The sequence below is a fragment of the Aeromonas sp. 600774 genome (assembly GCF_049175075.1).
GTDB classification, from domain to species: domain Bacteria; phylum Pseudomonadota; class Gammaproteobacteria; order Enterobacterales; family Aeromonadaceae; genus Aeromonas; species Aeromonas veronii_A.
The window spans coordinates 67264-86404 of sequence record NZ_JAAKUJ010000008.1; the positions used below are offsets into that span (position 1 = coordinate 67264).

Annotated in this window: 17 protein-coding genes; all 17 read right to left on the reverse strand. The window is 58.5% G+C overall.

Features of this window, described 5'->3' with window-relative positions; genetic code table 11:
- Positions 1–34 precede the first annotated feature (34 nt).
- The gene (locus tag G5171_RS10280) at positions 35–841 is read right to left on the reverse strand and encodes a carbon-nitrogen hydrolase family protein (RefSeq protein WP_421260139.1); all 807 of its coding nucleotides are present in this window, start codon (positions 839–841) and stop codon (positions 35–37) included.
- Between the two features lie 25 nt (positions 842–866).
- Positions 867–1187, reverse strand: a complete 321-nt coding sequence (locus G5171_RS10285) for a Dabb family protein (protein ID WP_421250825.1) — start codon at positions 1185–1187, stop codon at positions 867–869.
- Between the two features lie 34 nt (positions 1188–1221).
- Entirely contained in the window at positions 1222–5115 is a 3894-nt protein-coding gene (locus G5171_RS10290; protein WP_421260140.1) for a YhdP family protein, read from the reverse strand.
- Complete coding sequence (gene rng, locus G5171_RS10295; protein ID WP_005340056.1) at positions 5116–6585, reverse strand: ribonuclease G; 1470 nt, start codon at positions 6583–6585, stop codon at positions 5116–5118.
- Between the two features lie 95 nt (positions 6586–6680).
- A complete protein-coding gene (locus tag G5171_RS10300) occupies positions 6681–7268 on the reverse strand; it encodes a Maf family protein (protein ID WP_005342909.1) in 588 nt (195 codons plus the stop codon).
- Between the two features lie 2 nt (positions 7269–7270).
- Positions 7271–7756, reverse strand: coding sequence for a rod shape-determining protein MreD (mreD, locus tag G5171_RS10305; protein ID WP_421260141.1), 486 nt, complete (start codon positions 7754–7756; stop codon positions 7271–7273).
- Positions 7756–8649, reverse strand: a complete 894-nt coding sequence (mreC, locus tag G5171_RS10310; RefSeq protein WP_005342907.1) for a rod shape-determining protein MreC — start codon at positions 8647–8649, stop codon at positions 7756–7758. Before mreC ends, mreD begins: the two co-directional genes overlap by 1 nt.
- A 42-nt stretch (positions 8650–8691) precedes the next feature.
- Positions 8692–9732 (reverse strand): rod shape-determining protein, encoded by a 1041-nt coding sequence (locus tag G5171_RS10315; RefSeq protein ID WP_005340051.1) that lies wholly within the window; start codon positions 9730–9732, stop codon positions 8692–8694.
- Positions 9733–9936: 204 nt separating this feature from the next.
- The gene (locus tag G5171_RS10320) at positions 9937–13629 is read right to left on the reverse strand and encodes a DUF6701 domain-containing protein (RefSeq protein WP_421260142.1); all 3693 of its coding nucleotides are present in this window, start codon (positions 13627–13629) and stop codon (positions 9937–9939) included.
- Entirely contained in the window at positions 13629–14054 is a 426-nt protein-coding gene (locus G5171_RS10325) for an MSHA biogenesis protein MshP (protein ID WP_257687243.1), read from the reverse strand. The genes G5171_RS10320 and G5171_RS10325 overlap by 1 nt, the downstream gene beginning before the upstream one ends.
- A gap of 37 nt (positions 14055–14091) precedes the next feature.
- Complete coding sequence (locus G5171_RS10330; protein ID WP_216979619.1) at positions 14092–15021, reverse strand: type II secretion system protein; 930 nt, start codon at positions 15019–15021, stop codon at positions 14092–14094.
- Positions 15021–15644, reverse strand: a complete 624-nt coding sequence (locus tag G5171_RS10335; RefSeq protein ID WP_421260143.1) for a type IV pilus modification PilV family protein — start codon at positions 15642–15644, stop codon at positions 15021–15023. The genes G5171_RS10330 and G5171_RS10335 overlap by 1 nt, the downstream gene beginning before the upstream one ends.
- Positions 15631–16119, reverse strand: a complete 489-nt coding sequence (locus G5171_RS10340) for a prepilin-type N-terminal cleavage/methylation domain-containing protein (protein ID WP_005342902.1) — start codon at positions 16117–16119, stop codon at positions 15631–15633. Before G5171_RS10340 ends, G5171_RS10335 begins: the two co-directional genes overlap by 14 nt.
- 53 nt (positions 16120–16172) lie before the next feature.
- Positions 16173–16616: a prepilin-type N-terminal cleavage/methylation domain-containing protein gene (locus tag G5171_RS10345; protein WP_421250829.1), complete on the reverse strand. Its 444-nt coding sequence runs from the start codon at positions 16614–16616 to the stop codon at positions 16173–16175.
- A 14-nt stretch (positions 16617–16630) separates the two neighbouring features.
- Positions 16631–17302, reverse strand: coding sequence for a prepilin-type N-terminal cleavage/methylation domain-containing protein (locus G5171_RS10350; RefSeq protein ID WP_050552177.1), 672 nt, complete (start codon positions 17300–17302; stop codon positions 16631–16633).
- A gap of 77 nt (positions 17303–17379) precedes the next feature.
- On the reverse strand, positions 17380–17841 hold the full coding sequence (locus tag G5171_RS10355) for a hypothetical protein (RefSeq protein WP_421260144.1): 462 nt from the start codon (positions 17839–17841) through the stop codon (positions 17380–17382).
- Positions 17842–17918: 77 nt separating this feature from the next.
- On the reverse strand, positions 17919–19139 hold the full coding sequence (locus G5171_RS10360; protein WP_337073118.1) for a type II secretion system F family protein: 1221 nt from the start codon (positions 19137–19139) through the stop codon (positions 17919–17921).
- Between the last annotated feature and the right edge of the window lie 2 nt (positions 19140–19141).

Below are 19141 nucleotides of genomic sequence, written 5' to 3' on the forward strand. Positions count from 1 at the left end.
GCAAACGGCTGCGTTTCAATTTTTCACCACACCATCAGAGCAAACGGGCGTGTTGCAGCACTGGCATGGTGCGTTTCAATTCGTCGATAAGCCCGGGCTCCATCTTCGCCAGCACGGTACCGCACCCGGACTCTTTGCTGGCCAGCACCCGGCCCCAGGGGTCGATCACCATGCTGTGGCCCCAGGTCTGGCGCCCCGTTTCGTGAGTGCCGCCCTGATTGGCCGCGACTACGTAGCACTGGTTTTCGATGGCGCGAGCCCGCAGCAGCGGCTCCCAGTGCGCCTCGCCGGTCACGGCGGTAAAGGCGGCAGGCACCAGCAGCACGCGAGCTCCAGCTCGGGCCAACTGGCGGTAGAGCTCGGGAAAGCGCAAATCATAACAGATCGAGAGGCCGAGGGGACCAAACGGGGAGTCCACCAGCACAGGTGCATCCCCCGGGCTGAAGGTCTCCGACTCCCGATAGCGGCCGTGATTGTCCGCCACATCCACGTCGAACAGGTGGATCTTGTGGTAGTGGCCCCTGAGCTCACCGCTTGGGTCAAACACCAGCGAGCTTGTGTGGATATGGTCGGAACCTTCGATGGTGGTCGGCACAGCCCCGGCCACCAGCCAGATGCCGTAATCTCGTGCCCATTCGGCCAGCTGCTGCTGGATCGGACCCTCACCTATGGTCTCGGCCCCATCCAGATAACCTTGCCGCTCGCCAAACAGGGCAAAGTTCTCCGGCAACAGCACCAGCAGCGGCCGCTCTTTGGGCAAGGCGGCCAGCTCGGCGGCGATCTGCTCCCGGTTATCCTGCCAGTGACGGCCAGATACCAGCTGTATTGCGACTAACCACATGACTCTCTCCTTGTCGCTTGGGCCATCAGATGGTGACAGCATCACCCGCCTGCAGGGTGTAATCCAGCACTATGATGCGCGCCAGCACCGGGCGAAAGATGGCCTTGAGGGCATCGTGATCAGGATGGGGCATATAGCGCTGGCGGGCAGCCTCGTCGGCAAAGGTCATCAGCACGGTGTGGGTAAAACCGTCATCCCTCCCCTCCGGGCTGTCATTCTCACCCCACTCCACAGCAGTCACACCGCTGACCTGATGCGGAATGGCGAGAAAGGCGGTACGCACCGCATCTATCTGGGCAGGCTTGGTGTCCGGCTTGAAGGCGATCAGCAGGATATGTCGGATCATGGCTCACTCCTTGTGATGGTGCCGGGCCGCTCGTTCAGCGCTGAGCAGGCCCCGCGTGTTTGGGGCTCATCAGGAAAGGGGTCACCTCTTGCGTTGGCAGGCTGGGAGCAACGGCGTCGACCGCCTCTTTCTGCTGCTGGTTGAGCTTGATGCGTGCGCGATCGCGCCCCGCCTCAATCAGCTTGGGTGCGTCGAGCGGGCCCGAGATACGAAAGTCGATGCGGGTCACCACATCCACCACCGGCTCCAGCAGTTTGGAGAGGGCCAGCACATAGAGACCCGTGATCGGCGTGATGGAGAAAGCCGCCACCACCGGCAGGGTGCCACCAAGGTTCGGGGAAAAGCTCAGCTCGTAGTCGAGCCGCCAGCGCACCAAATCGGCGATCCCCTCGCCGCGCAGATTGCCTGCAGCCCCCTTCATATAGAAATCATTGTTGCTGACCTGCCCCTGCTTGATGGTGGCAGAAGCAGACATGGATTCGAAGTAGAAACCCTTGTCGAACACATCGCGAAAATCGAGGCGCAGCTTGCGCAGCAGGGAGTCGAGACTGAGCAGGGAGAGCAGCCGTGCGCCCTTGTCGTTGACCTCCCGCAGGGTGCCCCCCTCCAGCTGATAGTTGGCACTCCCCCCCAGAGTCGGCAGACTCGGGCGATAGGGCACATCCTGCCAGTTGAGATCAAAGGCGAGGGAGCCGGGGGCATCACCGATGGGCGAGGTGTAGCCGAGCCGCTTGAGCAGCAGCTCGCTGTTGTTGCTGGTCAGCTTGCCACGGGCCCGCGTCTCCATCCGGTTGCCATCGGCCAGCCAGTCGACGCTGCCGGCAAGCTGACTGCCTGCCAACCGCATATCCAGCCCCTTGAGAGTCACCTTGTTGGCGCCCGGCAGCAGCTCGCCTTTCACTTCGCCAAGCGGCAACTCGCCAAAGCGGCAATCGACACAGCTGAATGTCAGCCAGGGGATCGAAGCCATGATGGCGTTATCCTGCTTCGCATCGGGATCCGGGCTGAGATCCGAACTCTTGCCGGACCAGTAGATGCGGGCAAACTTGGCATCCACCGGACGGTTGGCCACTGCGGGCAGGCGGATCACCCCCATCACATCGGGGCTATCGATCATCACTTCGGTCGCCTGATTGGTCGGTCCCACGGTGAAACGCGCCGCCTTGAGGGTGGCACTGCCGATATAGGCACGGGCCAGCTGCCCATCCACCCACCACTCCTGTGGCAGGAAGGCAGGGCCGACTACCGCATTACCGGTCTGGTTCTGCGCTGGCAGCCATTGCTTGAGTCGCGCCAGCCAGCCGCCCACATCGGCCTCCTGCTGGTTGATGGCAAGCAACATGGGGGCATCGCGCATTACCCGGGCACCCGGTTGGCCTATATCAACCCGCACCCGACTGAGATAAGGCACCCCCTCGCCGTAGACCAGCCGGGTCTGCATATCCACATCAGCCCCCAGCACGGCGCGAATGTCGGCGCTGCCATCCCGGCCACGGGCGATCACCTTGAGCGGCAGCCGGCTGGCGCTGCTCTTGGCCAGCGGCAGCGGCAGATCCAGCCCCATCCCCTGCAGGTTGGAGTCGAGCGCCAGCTGGAAGCTGAACGGCTTGCTCTCGGGCAAGATCAACTCGAGCTTGCCGCCCCAGTTGCTGCGGCCGTTGAGGATACCGTACGAAGAGATGGCGGCGGGTTGGCGGCGGCTATCCCATTGCCCCTTGAAATCGAGGTCGACCTGATAGTGATCCGGATGCTGGCGCCCCTGATAGTCGAGGGTCAGCGGCTGGTTCCACAGGCTCGCCTTGAGGTTGCTGAAACGGGTCTGCTGGTTGTCATACTCGAGGCGCCCCTGCACCTTCTCCAGCGGCAGATCCAGACTGGCGACCCGCACCTTGTTGTTGCTGAAGGTGGCATCGCCACTCGCCTTCACCTCGCTCTCGCCATCGAGAGGAATATCGAGCTTGACCGATCCTGCCATCGGGCCACGGATCTCGATCTCCCGCAGCGCCTGTCCCACCGAACTGCCCAGCGGGGAGTCCTGCAGGTAGTCGCTGATGGCCTTACCCTCCCCCTGCACCTTGGCATCCACATAGAGGTGGGCGCCTGGGGAGAGATCCGGGATCCAGGCATGCACCGAGTCGGAGCTCGCCTTGCCAAGTCGGGTGGAGCGGCTGCGCATATCGAGGCCGGCATTCTGGAACAAGAGATCGATCTGCAGGTCGGTGAGCGGTTGCCAACCAGGGAAGAACTCGTAGGTGGCCCGCTCCAGCGGCACCGCCACCTGGAAGATGCCATCACCTTTCTCATAAGGGAAATCCCGAAACTCCCCATACCAGAGCAGGTCGGCCCCCTTGGCCTTGCCCCCCTTGATGGCGCCGCTCAGGTAATCCACCAGCCCCTTGTCCATCGCCTGCAGCGGGAAGTAGCGATCCGCATGGCCCGCATTCTTCACATCGATGCGACCGGTCAGGGCGAGGAAAGGGTGCTCGAACAGATCGAGGCGGAAACGGCTGGACAGGGTCAGATCCGGGTTATCCAGCGCGATATCCTGCCCGTACAGCACCCAGCCCTGTTCCTCGCGCCACCAGTCGAGGCGGGCCGAGAAGTTGTCGACCGGGATCGGCATCTTGAAGTGACGGGCGGGATCCACCTTGTCGTTCGCCAGCGCCACTCTGGCGCTGCCCCCCTTGGGGGTGAGCCAGAATTCACCGTTGAGATCCTGCATCCCGGGCACGTCGTGCCAGGCATTGAGGCTCACATTGACGATCTCGCCGCTGAGGGATATATCCTGCCACCCGGCATCCGCCTGCAGGGTCAAATCTGTCAGCTTGCCCTTGGGTTTGGTCTGCTTGAGCAGCTCGCTCTGGGCAGGATAAATCGCGGAGACCAGCTGGCTCAGCTGGGCAAGCTGGTCGAGATCGATCTGCGGCACATAACCCTGCACCCGCTCACCGATCCGCTCCAGCTGCAACCGGCTGTGCAGCCAGGGTTTACCATCCAGCTTGAAGGTGACGCCATGGCTGGCCAGTTGCCAGTTTTCACCATCGCGGCGTAGCTGAACCTTGCCGCCATCGAGGCCGAAACGGTGCATCTCCCCTTTCTTGGGATCCTTCCAGATCAGGTAGTTGTTGCCAAAGGCCAGTAGGGTATTGCCCAGCTTGCCGCTGTCAAACTCGCTCCAGAGCTGGAAATCGAGCTGCCCGGCCACCTTGGGTTCACCAGCATGGATCCTGGCGAGGGTCGGGGTAATATCGAGCTGGCGGGCACCCAGATAGAGCTGCCCCTTGAGGCGATCGAGCCGATCTTGTGGCGTATCTACATCGAGTATCAGGTCCAGGGTGCTCTCGCCTACCCCGTTGATGAGATAGGCCTTACCGACCCCCTGATGGCGCTTGCCACGATTCTGCCAGCGCAGTTGGGCAATATCGAGTGCTCGCATGTCGCCCAGTGCGGTGGTGACATTGAGCCGGGTGTTATGGATGTCAAAGGTGGAGAGCTGGGTCAGCAGAAAGCGCAGCAGGGCGCCCTGCTGGGGATCGCCGGAAGGGCTGTCGTCAGCCGGTTGGCGCAAGTCGAGGGTGATATCGCCATCGCTGAGGATCAGCTCGCCAAACACCGGCTTTAGCTCGTTAATGGTGCGCCAGAAGTCGAGATGCACCCAGGCCTTGCCGAGCTTGACGGTATAGCGTTTGGAGTCGGGGGCAACGGCGAGCTGTTGCAGTTCGAGGGCCGGGCCTGATTGTGTCCAGCTCAGTCCAATTTGATCGACGCTGACCTTGATTTGCGAATCGCCGAGCAGAGTGTGGATAAGGCTCTCTCGATACTGATTCAGCAAAGGGCCCCCGACCCGCACCAGGGTGACCAGCATGGCCAGCAGTACGAACAGGACCCCCAGGGCTAACCAGCCCCGACTCAGCCAGCGATAGACCAATTACATCATCACCACGTCGAACTGCTCCTGGCCGCAGAGAGGCTCGCTCACCACCCGCACCTGCTTGCCGATAAACACTTCCAGCTCCGCCAGACTGTGGGACTCCTCGCCATGGAGATAGTCGGCTACGGCAGGGGCTGCGTAGACGGTGAACTGATCTGCATCGTAGGCACGGTTGACCCGGATGATCTCCCGCAGGATCTCGAAGCAGACCGACTCCACCGTCTTGACCCGGCCGCGTCCCTTGCACTCGGGACACTCGGAGCAGAGCACATGCTCCAGACTCTCGCGGGTGCGCTTGCGGGTCATCTCCACCAGGCCCAGCTGGGAGAAGCCGTTGACGTTGGTCTTGGCGCGATCCTTGGACAGCGCCTGCTCCAGACTGTGCAGCACCCGGCGGCGGTGATCTTCCGACTGCATGTCGATGAAGTCGATGATGATGATGCCACCGAGGTTGCGCAGGCGCAGATGACGAGCGATGGCTGCCGTCGCCTCGACGTTGGTATTGAAGATGGTCTCTTCCAGATTACGATGGCCGACAAAGGCGCCGGTGTTGATATCCACCGTGGTCATGGCTTCGGTCTGGTCGATGATGAGGTAGCCGCCGGATTTCAGCTCCACCTTGCGCTCCAGCGCCCGCTGGATCTCGTTCTCCACATCGTAGAGATCGAAGATCGGTGACTCGCCGGGGTAGTACTCCAGTTTGCTGGCCAGCTCCGGCACATACTCTTCGGTGAAGCGCTTGAGCTGATCGAAGCTCTGGCGGGAGTCGACGCGGATCTTGTCGAGTTCTGCGCCGACGAAATCGCGCACCACCCGGAATGCCAGACTGGGATCCTCGTAGAGGATCTTGCAGGGGGGATACTTCTGCTTGCGCTCGAGGATCTTGCGCCACAGCCGCTTGAGGAAGGCGGCATCCTGCTCCAGCTCCTGCTCCCCCACCCCTTCAGCGGCGGTACGGATGATGTAGCCACCCAGCTCATCCACATAGCCAGCTACGGTGCGCTTGAGGCGCTCCCGCTCCGCTTCGGACTCGATTCGCTGGGAGACGCCGACGTGAGCGCTGCCCGGCATAAAGACCAGATAGCGGGAAGGCAAGGTGATATCGGTGGTGAGACGGGCACCCTTGGTACCCAGCGGGTCTTTCACCACCTGCACCATGATGTCCTGCCCCTGACGCACCAGCTCGGCGATATTGCCGACCTGGAACTGCTCCTTCTCCTTCACAGCCACACACTCGGTATGGGGCACAATATCGGAGGCGTGTAAAAAGGCCGCCTTGTCCATACCGATATCGACGAAAGCCGCCTGCATGCCCGGGAGCACCCGGCTGATCTTGCCTTTGTAGATGTTGCCGACAATGCCGCGTTTGGCCTGACGCTCTACATGCACTTCCTGCAGCAGACCGTTTTCGACCAGAGCGACCCGGGTTTCGGAGGGGGTAACGTTAACCAGCAGTTCTACCGACATAACTAACCTTGCCTGTTCCAGTTTTGAATTCTTATACAGCCAATCCGGTACAACGCGCGCAAGGAAGAACGCAGCAGAGCACAGCTGACGGAAAATTACTTGTGTTGTTCCAGATGCTGCTTGATCAATAGATCCGTCTCCAGCAGCGGCAGGCCGACCACGGCGCTATAGCTGCCTTCGATGCGGCTGACAAACTTGCCGGCAATCCCCTGAATGCCGTAGGCCCCGGCCTTGTCACAGGGCTCTCCGGTTTGCCAGTAGGCCTCAATCTCGGCCTCGTCCAGCTTGCGAAACGCCACGTTGGTGGTGACCAGTCGCACATCGCAGCGCTCGGGGGTGGCCAGCGCCACCGCGGTCATCACCTGATGTACCTTGCCGGAGAGCGCCTCCAGCATATCCTTGGCATCGAGCAGATCGGACGGTTTCTCCAGCACCCGATCCCCCAGCACCACTATGGTGTCGGCACCCAACACCGGCAACGCCGTCGGCGCACACGCCACACCAGCCATCGCCTTGTCGCGGGCGAGACGGCAGACATAATCCTGCGGTTTCTCCCCCTCTTCCCGTTGCTCCGGCACATCCAGTTTCAGCACATCAAAACGATAGCCAAGCTGGGCCAACAGTTCGCGACGACGGGGGGAACCCGATGCAAGATAGAGTTGCAGTTCGTTGTTTTTGCTCATATTTACCTGATATTGAAGCGGCGCCGCACTTTGCGCAACACCAGAAACACCCAGGGCCATATTAGCATCGTCGTCAACGTCGACCAAAAGTAGGCGAAGTTGAGGCTGGCCCGGCTAAACAGGTGTTCGGCCCAGAACACCGTCAGCTTGCCTACCAGCGACAGCCCACCGATGATCAGGGCCTGCTGCCAGAGGGAGAAGTTGCGGATCTTCTGGAACTGGAATGCTGCCAGATAGGTGGTGATGGCCATCGCCATGGCCCGCACGCCGAGGGTGCTGCCAAGCAGCACATCCAGCAGCAGGCCGGCCACCCAGGCGGTGCCGACATTGGCCCGGTGCGGCAAGGCCAGTGCCCAGTAAATGAGCACCATGGCCAGCCAGTCCGGACGGAAGGGGTCAAATTCGAAAGGAAGCGGCAGGATCGACAGGCTCAAGGCCAGCAGGATCGAAATCCAGATCCAGATCCTGCCGCTGGCGGGTTGCAGCATCAGCGAGTGGCTCCAGCGGCGGAGGCAGCCGTTGCCACCCGTTCGCCATTCTCATCATCATGTACTTCGGGTTTCTTGTCGGTCCACAGCAGCAGCAGATAACGCAGCCGATCCAGCTCGACCAGCGGCTTGGCCTCGACCTGGGCGAAGGGCTTGCCCTCCACATATTCGGATCGGGTCACGGTCGCCACCGGATAACCTTCCGGGAAACGGCCACCCAGACCCGAGGTGACCAGCAGATCCCCCACCTGAATATCGGTGTTGCGCGGCAGGTTGCGCAGCTCCAGCTTGTCCAGCTCGCCACTGCCGGAGGCGATGGCGCGCAAGTCGTTGCGCAGCACCCGCACCGGAATACCGTGGCTGGAGTCGGTGATCAGCAGCACGCGACTGGTGGTGGAGCCCACGTGGAGCACCTGACCAATCACCCCCTGATCGTTGATCACCGCCTGACCGTTATAGACGCCATCCAGCGCCCCCTTGTTGATCAGCACCTGATGGCTGAAGGGGTCGGAATCCACCGACAGCAGCTCGGCCACCATCTTGCGGGACTCTTTGTGCACCGGCGAACCGAGCAGCTCGCGCAGACGCTGGTTCTCGTGCTCCAGATGATCCATCTTGAGCAGGCGAGAGCGCAGGGTAAACAGCTGTTGCTCCTGCTGCTTGGTCTGCTCGATGAGATCGGCACGGGTCTGCACCTGGGTCGACATGGTGTCGAGCAGGGTACCGGGCGCATTGGCCATGTATTGCAGGGGACTGACTAACGAACTGAGGTAGACGCGGACATGGGTAAACACACCGAAGCGGGAGTCCGCGACGATGGCAGCAATGGAGATGATGACGGCGAGAAACAACCGTAACTGAAGCGAAGGGCCTCTACCAAAAATGGGTTTCATGGGTCGTCAAAAAAGAGCCGGCACGCTGGCCGGCTTTGGGTCTTATTCGTAGTGGAACAGATCGCCACCGTGCATATCGATCAGCTCCAGCGCCTTGCCGCCGCCACGGGCCACACAGGTGAGGGGATCTTCGGCCACGACGACAGGAATGCCAGTCTCTTCCATCAGCAGACGGTCGATATCTTTCAGCAGAGCGCCACCACCGGTCAGCACCATGCCGCGCTCGGAGATGTCGGAAGCCAGTTCCGGCGGGGACTGCTCCAGAGCCACCATAACGGCGGCCACGATACCGGACAGCGGCTCTTGCAGCGCTTCCAGGATTTCGTTGGAGTTGAGGGTGAAGCTGCGCGGTACACCTTCAGCCAGGTTGCGACCACGGACTTCAATCTCGCGCACCTCTTCGCCCGGATAGGCGGAGCCGATCTCGTGCTTGATGCGCTCGGCAGTGGCTTCACCGATCAGGCTGCCGTAGTTGCGACGGACGTAGCTGATGATGGCTTCGTCAAACTTGTCGCCACCGATACGGACGGACTGGGAGTAGACCACGCCGTTCAGGGAGATGATGGCTACTTCGGTAGTACCACCACCGATATCAACCACCATGGAACCGGTTGCTTCGGACACCGGCAGGCCGGCACCGATGGCAGCAGCCATAGGCTCATCGATCAGGTAAACCTCGCGGGCACCTGCACCCAGAGCGGACTCCTTGATGGCACGACGCTCAACCTGAGTGGAGCCACACGGTACACACACCAGCACACGCGGGCTGGGGCGGAAATAGTTGTTGTCGTGAACCTGCTTGATGAAGTGCTGCAGCATCTTCTCGGTCACGTAAAAATCGGCAATCACGCCGTCTTTCATCGGGCGGATCGCGGAGATGTTGCCCGGGGTACGGCCCAGCATCTGCTTGGCGGCATGACCGACAGCAGCGACCGATTTGGCGTTCCCGCGCTCTTGGCGAATGGCGACAACTGAGGGTTCGTTAAGGACGATCCCTTGATCTTTTACATAGATCAGGGTGTTGGCAGTTCCCAAATCGATCGACAGATCGTTGGAAAAGACGCCTCTGAGCTTTTTGAACATGGCTACGGGAAATCCTAAGAATTTGGAGGTGCAGAAAACCGGCTAACTTTACCAATGCCCACCCCAATCGGCAAGCGCTCAAACTGTCGCCAATCAATCAGGCGCGACAAAAATGCGAGTCATCACTCACTCGCACACGCTTGCAAACACTAATAAACAAGGATTTAGGGGGATGCTGCTGAGCCATCCCCCCTTTCACATTATTCAATGCAATACTTCGCGCCGATAAATAATTCTGTCATTACCACGGCTGGAGCCGAAAATGGCCTCCCCCTGCAGGCTGGCCGGGTCAGACAACCAGATCGGCTGCGACGGCTGTTTTGCCAAATCGACCTTGTAGGGAATGCGCACCGAGATATCCGGCTTGGCAAAGTGGAACAGGATCTCCCCGTCTTTCGCCAGTGCAGCGTCCCCACCGGGCGCCGAGCCGCCCAACCCCAGCTTGATTTTGCGACCCGCCCCCAGATTCAACTCGCGGGTCGCAGCATCAAAGGTGTGACTCGAATTGAGGAAAGTGAACCCCTGATTGGCCAAAGAGAGCTGGGTACACTGATCTTCCTTGTTCAGCAGCCAGTTGCCAGCGTCGTAATATTGCATTTGCTGCGGAATGGCCAGCGGCGCCGCAGCCAGCCCCGCAGCCGTACCAGCTTGCAGGCGACCGTACAACAACTTTTGCGTACCGAGTAACACCGCATTACACCCAACACCGGAACATGCCCCAGCCACAGCAGTATTCATATTTGGATTAGCCAACAGTGTATTGCCGCCATCCTTATCATCGACTTTGATACCAAAGCTCAACGTGGCAAAAGGTGCTTCTGGACTCGCGGCGCGATCAAAACGGGTATTCAGCCCCAAAGGCGACTGCTGATTGATACTGGCGACACCATTTGCCCAACTGAGCGATGGCGACAACGTAATACGCTGGTCACGCGCAATGCCATCCAAAGCATTAGCCGCCACCATCTCAGCAACCCCTTTAGCGAACGCCCCCTTATAGTTCTGTGTCGTCCCTTTCTGCAGATTGCGTGCAGTGAGGACAAAACCGCTGGCAAAGGGCTGACTCATGTATGTAAAGGCATTGCAGGCTGGAGTGATAAAACCGCCGCTCAAACTGTAATCCCAAGGCACAAAACGACCGATGGGGGCGCTGGTTACAGCTGGTATTGTGTAGGTGAAGTAACTACCAGCAGGTGGGTTCGCTGTCATCCTGAACACTCCCACCTCACTCACTGTCTGACTAACGCTATTAACACTGTTGGGTGCAGCCACATGGCTATAGGTGGTAGTCCCCAGCGTTGCATTGGTGCCCGGATTGGGTGCCACCAGCGTACTGCCCAGAGCAATATTGGGCAGGGAAAAGTTGGGCGTAGTCAGATTCCCGGCGCAGATATCCCCATCATTGGCTGACTCCCAGGCCATCGCCTTGATATCTACCTGGAACGTATCCCCCGCTTTCTTGAAGACTGGACAGCTGCTATCACCTGCCGCGCATACCCCTTGCGGAGGGGTAATGCACAAGCCCACCGGACGCGCCACAAACTGATCCGCTCCGAGCATCACCAAACCGGCTTCACTGCCAGTACCATCATAACGGGCATCCAGTTGCACCTTACCCGCATCCGGATAATTAACCGTGATGGTCGACTGCCCCTGAGCATCAAATGCGAGGGAAAGCTGCGTCGCAGCTCCCTGACTGGTACTGAGCACACTATTGTTAATGCTCATCTTGCTGTTGTAAGGGTTGCTGGCCGGAGAGATATAACTGCTCCAGAACTTGACGCTCTTGGTCTGACTGGCAAACCCCGGCACACACTGCTTGGTCACATCGCTCTTTTTGACTGCCTTGATAGTCACCGTCTGCGGCTGATTGGAATAGGTATCAGGCACATCAAAGAAGAAGCCGCTATCGGCAAAGTTCAGGGTACAGGCGGCAGCACTGGGCGTACCAGCCCCAGCCTTGCACAAGGTGGTACTGAATGGCTTGGTCGTCGGAGTCGAACCGGAAACGCCGATGGTTACTGCGGTCGGCGTATTGTTGCGCAGCTGCACAGTGGTCGAACCGCCGCTGAAGGTCACTGTATTGCCACCAATCCAACCATTGCTGGCAGAAATTGGGGTTAAACTCAGGGTCGCGGTCACCGGATCTGTGATTAGTGTGGTACAAGCGGCATTGGCGCATGCCTTGACAGTCACCGTCTCGGGATTGCACGTCAGCGCCTGACCGGAGTGGTCAAGCTGGAAGTGGTCAATCTGAACACCAACCGGGTTGGATCGCAGAGCACAGATCTGCACATTGTCGAGTTCATGGACGTTGGTGGAGCCCCCGGTCGAACCGGTAAGAGAGAGCAAAAAATCACTCGGCACCTGAGTCTGGCCGCTCTGACTCTGAGCATTGAACGAGTCGATCAGCGTAATGTAGCCATTACCGGTATCTCGCTCTATTTTCACCATCGACTGGCCGGCAACACGTGAGTCAATGGTAAGTTGATACTTGTGGTTAGCATTGCCATTGCCATCAACTGCCGGGCTCAGGCAATTTGTGCTCGTGTTGGTCGTGCCGTTGTTACAGGTACCCCGCAGATAGTTGTAACCACTTGTTCCTGAACCGGAACCACGGATAACCACCGCCTGCCGACGCTGCCCCACGTTGGCCGTCCCCCCCTCGCCCGAGTAGTTACCGAACTCGTCGAAGCCAATCCCCAGCCAACCTCCTGCAAAACCGGGGATACCCGGCTTGAAACCATAGCCAAGCGGACCACCAAATGCTCCGGGCTGTGGTGTCACTGTCGCATCGGATAGCACTACCGCCATACCATCAGCCCCGTTGCCACCGTAGGCATAATGGTTAAAGGAGATGGTCACCAGATTGTTCGCTGCCGGAAATAACCGCTGATAGGTAGTTGAGGTGGCCTGATTACCCACCGCTTGGGTCAAGCGCAAGCGGCCGTTGACAATTGAAGGGGTGAAAGAACCACTACTGGTCTTCACCACCCAGTCACTGCTCAGAGAGCCGGACGAGAAGTTATCGTTAAAACAGGTCAATGGCGGAGCAAATGCCTGGTCATTGATGGCGCTGCTACTTGCCATCGTCAGGGAACGGCTGGTAGTACGGCCGTTAATGACGGAGGTATTGTTCAACACCAGCGTCTGATCGGAATAAACATACCCATTCAACAAGGTATCGTTGTTCAGGGTGATATCCTGATATCCAAATAGCAGCAGAGAACCCGTACCGGAACGATTCAATACAGCACCGTTGAGCTGGGTTGCCTGTTTCACAAAAATCCTCACTTCTCCCTGAATTTCAATCTCGGCCCCCTGATTAAGGGTCAACTGATCGATCCAGTAGTCTCCACTAGGCAAAATCAGCTTGGCACCACTGCCAGCCTCTATCTTCTGGATCCGATATTCGGTGCGAGCTGAGGAGAAGGTCACGGTGCAACTGCTATACAAAGAGAGGCTGGAGAACTGATACTGACTTGCACTGCCTAAACTGATAGCCTGCCCAGCACTACAGAAAGGGACTCCGCCACTACTACCATTCCCAGCTAAAAATGCGTTACCCCCACTGGTGGATAGACCCTGAATCGTATCGGGTGTAATCGTACATAGTCTTCTACTGCCATTGCTGTTATCACAGCTATCAACAGGCATTCCCGCATTTTGGTTGGAATAACAGAAATTTAGGGTTCGCCCCTCTGTGCCGGTTATCTTGGCGCTGCCATTCATGGTGAGAGTGGAGTAGTTATTTCCCCACCACCCACACCAGCCATTACTCGTGCCACCATGGCCTTGTACAACAGCAGGAAACGTTGTCCCATTATTGATAGTTTGAAAGGCCCCTGCTGCGCCACTAAATAGCCACACGGCTGCGACGATCCATAAATTGCGCATCAGGGTGTTCCTCCATCATAAGCTTCGACCATCAGGGTTCGGCTCACGGCAAAATCAGGGTTGGCACTGTTAAGGTCCGAGCTGCCACAGGTTCCGACACTCTCGAGACGATAGCCATTGGTCACAGATCCGTTGTAGGTCACCGGCACCGTGGCGCAACGAACCACAGCCTGACAGTTGGTCAGCCCTGGATTGCTGGCAAAGCTCAGTGGGCTGCTTGCCAGGCAGACCGCTGGGGGGGTCGGTTGGGCAAGCGTGCGCTTGGGGAACAACCGATAGAGCGCCACTTCCAGCCCGCTCTGGGCGGCCAGCAGGGCCCGCACGCTGCGCACCTCCACGGTATTTTTCTCGCCGCTATCGACCAGAAAACGGCCCATGGCAGCCGCCAGCAGTGCCATCACCACAATCACAAACAGGGCGATCATCAAGGCACTGCCTCGCATCCGTCCGAAAGCCTGTGGATCAGGGCACATTGAACACCTCTATCTTGTGGTTGAAGGTGACCGACTCCCCCTTGCGTTCGAACACAAAGCGCATGCCAAACTCCCCTTCAGCGTTAAACGCCGAGGTTTCCCGATAGAAGGTTCCAATACGAAGGGAATCGGCCATCAATACGCCTTGTGCAGGTAAGGATGCTCCAATGGGGGCAGTGGCACGGATCAGCGTGTTTCCTTCCACACAGTAACGTACCTGCTGGTTGGCAAAGTAGACCCGGCTGCCCGGAGAGAGACCAGCCAGGCTCTCGGCACTGGTATAGCGGATGGTTTGCGCTCCGGATACGGGCGTCAGCACATCCGTGACCTTGGCCACGCAGCGGCCATAATCGCAGCCAGCCGTGAGCGAACCGGCATTTTTGTCCGGCACAGGGAAGACGATCAGCTGATCATTTTTTTTGACGGCGGTGGCATCCACATCCAGTGGGTTGGCAGCAGAAGCCGGGGTCGCCATCACCAGCTCAAGGGTGGCCGTGCTCCCCGACATAGCACGGTTAAGCGCCAGATAGCGGCTGGAGGTGCTGATGGGCCAAAACCGCAGACAGGCACCGGAGTCGACCCATGCCCCGCCAGTCGTCTCGATCCGCTCCGATCCCGGCACCGCATCGCGCAGTTCGCGGTTAAGCCGCTCCATGGCGAAGCGGGCATCGCTCATCAGCTGCTCACGGCTGCTGGCATCGCCATAAATCTGGGTACCGATACCGATAAACTGGCTGGTAAAGGTCGCCATTATCCCGAGCAGCAGGATGACCATCACCAGCTCGACCAAGGTAAAGCCACGGTTACCCCGAGGTTTGTGGTAGGTTCGATTGGCCACCAGGCGTAATCTGGCGCCGGAGTTGGCTAGGGGCGCTGATATTCTGGTAGAGAGGCAACCCCCGACAGCAGAGCGATCCATCAGTAGTTCCCCCGGTAGAAGGAGAAGTCGAGCACGCTCTGATCCGGTAGCTTGATCTGCAGATCAATACGCTTACCCACAGAGCAGGGTGCGGCACAACTCTTGAAGGTGCCGTCGCTGAAATCGGCTCCGCTCACCACAATTTTCACCTGATAGTTGCGATACTCCTCACCGCCGACTCCCGCTGCAGTCTGAGTCAGGGTGTTGGCATCCACCCAATTACCTGAGGTATCGAAATCATCCACATCGTTATAAGCATAGGATGCGGGCTCACCATCAGGACCATATTGACTAGGCTGCCAACCAGCAATCGTCGGAGCAGGAGGTTGCGGGGTACATGCCACACCAACAGGGCAACTGCAATCCCCATAAAATTGGCCATTAAAGGTCTCGCCACAACGATAACGACCACCGTTATGCTCCGAATGTTCATCAAACGACTTTTGCAGGATCTCGCCGGAGAGGCGCTGGGCAAGCTGGGCGGCGCGCACCTGCTGCACCGGATCCACTGCCTGAGGTGCTTGATTGATAAGTAACCCCAACATACCGGTCAAGGCCACGGCCAGCAGCACGATGCCGACGATCAGCTCAATCAGGGTAAAACCACGCTTAAGGGATCTCATGGATAAACCCCTCAGACTCAATCTGGATGCGGCTGGTTTCGCGACCATCACTCACCTGCAAGGTACAACCGGCGGCGCAACTGCCTAGCGGCCTCCCCATCTGATCGAAGCGCAGCACGAAGCTGTTGTTGCTGTTCAGGGAAAGAGTGATGCCTTCAGAGACGGTTACCAGCCGACCACGGGTGCGCAAATTGTCGGTCCAGCCACTGCCCAGATCATCGCTGGCAGGACACGCAGTATAAGTTCGGTGGGCAAAACGGGGAGAGGCGACCACCAGCTGGGTACAGCGGTTGGCAGGCTCATGCATATTGACGGTCTGCACCAATCGCAGCCGGGTCAGCAGCTCGTCACGCACGGTTTGAGTTTCAACGCCGCCTTTGCCCAGCCATTTGGGCACAGCAAAGGCGGCAAGAATCCCGAGTAACAGGATCACCAGTACCAGTTCAATCAGGGTAAAGCCCTTGGTTGCAGGCATGGTTTTTCTCATTGGGGAAAGAAGAAAGCGAGGCCGAAGCCTCGCTTGCACGCTTACTTACAAGTATCCGCCAATTCAACCTTGAAAGGAGTGTCTTTATCAGTAGCTTGCGTATAGGTCACATAACAAGAGTTACCCTTTGTATTATCAGGATAAAAATCTGCAGTGCTCCCTGTAGGGGTCGCAGGAGAAACAGACCAACCATCCAATGTAAGTGCATTTTTAACTGTCGCAGCAGTCGGATAACCATAAATCGCCTGAACTGTAGTTCCAGCAACAGATACGGCAGAAGACGATGCCTCAAGACCTTCCAAAGCAGCCTTGCTATAAACCAGATTAGCTGCACTCTGCAGTGCAGATTGAACCCCCTGCGCAGCAGACTTACGTGCATCATCCTGCAGATTCAGGAACTTGGGTGCAGCAGTGACCGCCAGAATACCCAGAATGATGATCACGATAACCAGTTCGATCAAGGTAAAACCCGCCTGTTTTTTCATTTCACTTTCCTCTGTTAATTAATATTTGTGGTCACCTGACCGGATGCCGGGCGGTAACTGAAACTCATAAATGCATCAGTCTTGCCTTGCGGATCCTGATACTTGCCATCACTGCCCTTACTCAAACTATTGACCAGATAGTAACGGCAGACCGAATCCAGTCCATTACTGCTCACAGTGGCATAGTATTTCAGGTCATTGCCGCTACCGCGCACTTCATTGAAGCTGGCCGTAGCCTTGGGCGGGTTTTGCAGTAGTCCCTCCCAAATATTGAGACAACGCTCGGCGGTCAAATTGGCTGGGTCCACATCCGGATTACCGCTGGCCGCAGTATCCATGGGGTAGCCAGGGGACAACTCACCATTGCTGATCTGGGCATCCGTCGGTGTGGTCAGATAAAAGCGACTGCCATCATAGAGCACGGTATTGAGGCTATCCTGTTTGGCTCTCCCTTCCGCTTCCCACTGGGCCCGAACCAGAGATACACCGGTAGCAAAGCCACCAGATACCCCCTCGACGCTGGCCTTCTTCGCCTCGTCGGTCACATCCAGAAAACGGGGCAGCGCCGTTACCGCCAGGATCCCCAGGATCACGATAACGATCACCAGCTCAATGAGGGAGAAGCCGGCAGCTTGTCTTGTCATCCCGTTATTTGGCATTGATGGTGCCATTGGTTTCATTTTCATGCTCCCTTGGTAATGGCCGATATTATTTCATGCAGACCTAAAAAAATCATGTAGTTGGGTCATATGATTAGCCTCATTCAAGGCTTTTTCATCACTCGCCCGTCGGAAAACAGATAAACCAGCCAATAACCATCCCATCCTATCTCGCAGCCACTGCCATCGGGGCGAGCCAGAAACTGTAAGGGTGGCATGCTCCCCTCCGTCTCGCCCACCAGCGCAAGCCACAACTGACGACAATTCTCTGATGGGGATTGCGGGGGCAATAGTCCGAGTGGCCAGCCACGCTCATCAAATTGCCAACCATGACCGGCGCTATGCAGGGTGCCGGGGCGCCGCTCATTCAGCCAGATCCCGTGCAAACGCTGTGCCCGCTCAGCAAATTGCTCCCCCAGCAGGGTGAGCGAAAGCTGTTGCGCCTCCTCCCGGTTGATCTGATAGCTGCGCACCAGGGTCGTGACGATCACCATCAGCAGGATTATCACGGCGATCCGCCGATATCCGGCCAGCCAGCGATCATCCTGTTGTGTCTGTCTGCTCATCCACTCCTCGACTCCCTCGCCCTATTGCCTCTTACGACGCTCATCATGTCCCGCCAATCAGAGTTAAAGATGCATGGTTACTTACCCCGAACAGCGCGCATCATGTCCCACATCGGTGTAAAGATCCCGAGCGCCAGGATCAGCACCATCACCGCCACGATCCCGATCAGGATCGGCTCGATCCGTGCAGTGAGACTCTTGAGGTCATAATCCACCTCCCGCTCGTAATACTCGGCCGCTTCATGGAGCAGGTCATCGACCTGACCGGTCTCCTCCCCCACGGCAATCATCTGCATCACCAGCGGGGTAAACAGGCCGCTACTGCTGGCTGTGCGCAGCAGGCTCTCGCCCCGCTCGATACCGGCGCGCATATCTCGTACCCGCCCCGCCATCCAGGCGTTATCCACCGCATCGGCCACCAGGGTCAGCGCAGTGTTCAGCGGCACCCCTGCCTTGAGCATCATGGAAAAACTGCGGGCAAAACGAGCCAGCAGGGAGCGTTCTATGATGGTGCCGACGATCGGCAATTTGAGCTGCCAGCGGTGCCAGGTCAGCTTGCCCTTGGTGGTAGCAACCCAGCGGCGCCAACCAAACACCATCCCCGCCAAAATGGCGAGCAGCAACCACCAGTAGTGAACAAAAAAGTGGGAAGTGGCGAGCAGAATGCGGGTCGCCAGCGGCAACTCCACCCCGAACTTGGCGAACATGCCGGCAAACACCGGGATCACCATGATATTGAGGATAACCATGGCGATACCGATGGCGATCATCACGAAGCTGGGGTAGCGCATGGCGGTCTTGATCCGCTTGCGGGTCTCCAGCTCCAGCTCGAAATAGTTGGCAAGCTGCAAAAAGGCCTCTTCCAGCTGACCGGTGTTCTCACCCACGTGGATAATGGCGACAAACAGGCTGCTGAATACCTTGGGGTGCGCCTGCATCGAGCTCGACAGCGGGCGACCGTTGCCAAGATCTTCCCCCAGCGAGTGAAGCGCCCGCTTGAGCGGCTTGCTGTGGGTGCTATCCTCCAGCCCGGAGATGGCGCGCAGGATCGGGATCCCGGCCCGGGTCAGGGCATACATCTGACGGCTGAAGATCACCAGCTCGTCCAGCTTGACGCCCCCTTCCAGCAGCAGTGACCAGTCGATGGTGGCGGATTTGGCCTTGCTGGCTTTCAGCTCGGTAGGCATCACCCCGCGGCGCATCAGCTGTTCGGCGGCCGCCATCTCGTTGGCAGCCTCTACAACGCCACTGGTGGCGTTGCCCTGGCTGTCACGCCCCTTGTAGGCAAAATTAGCCATCG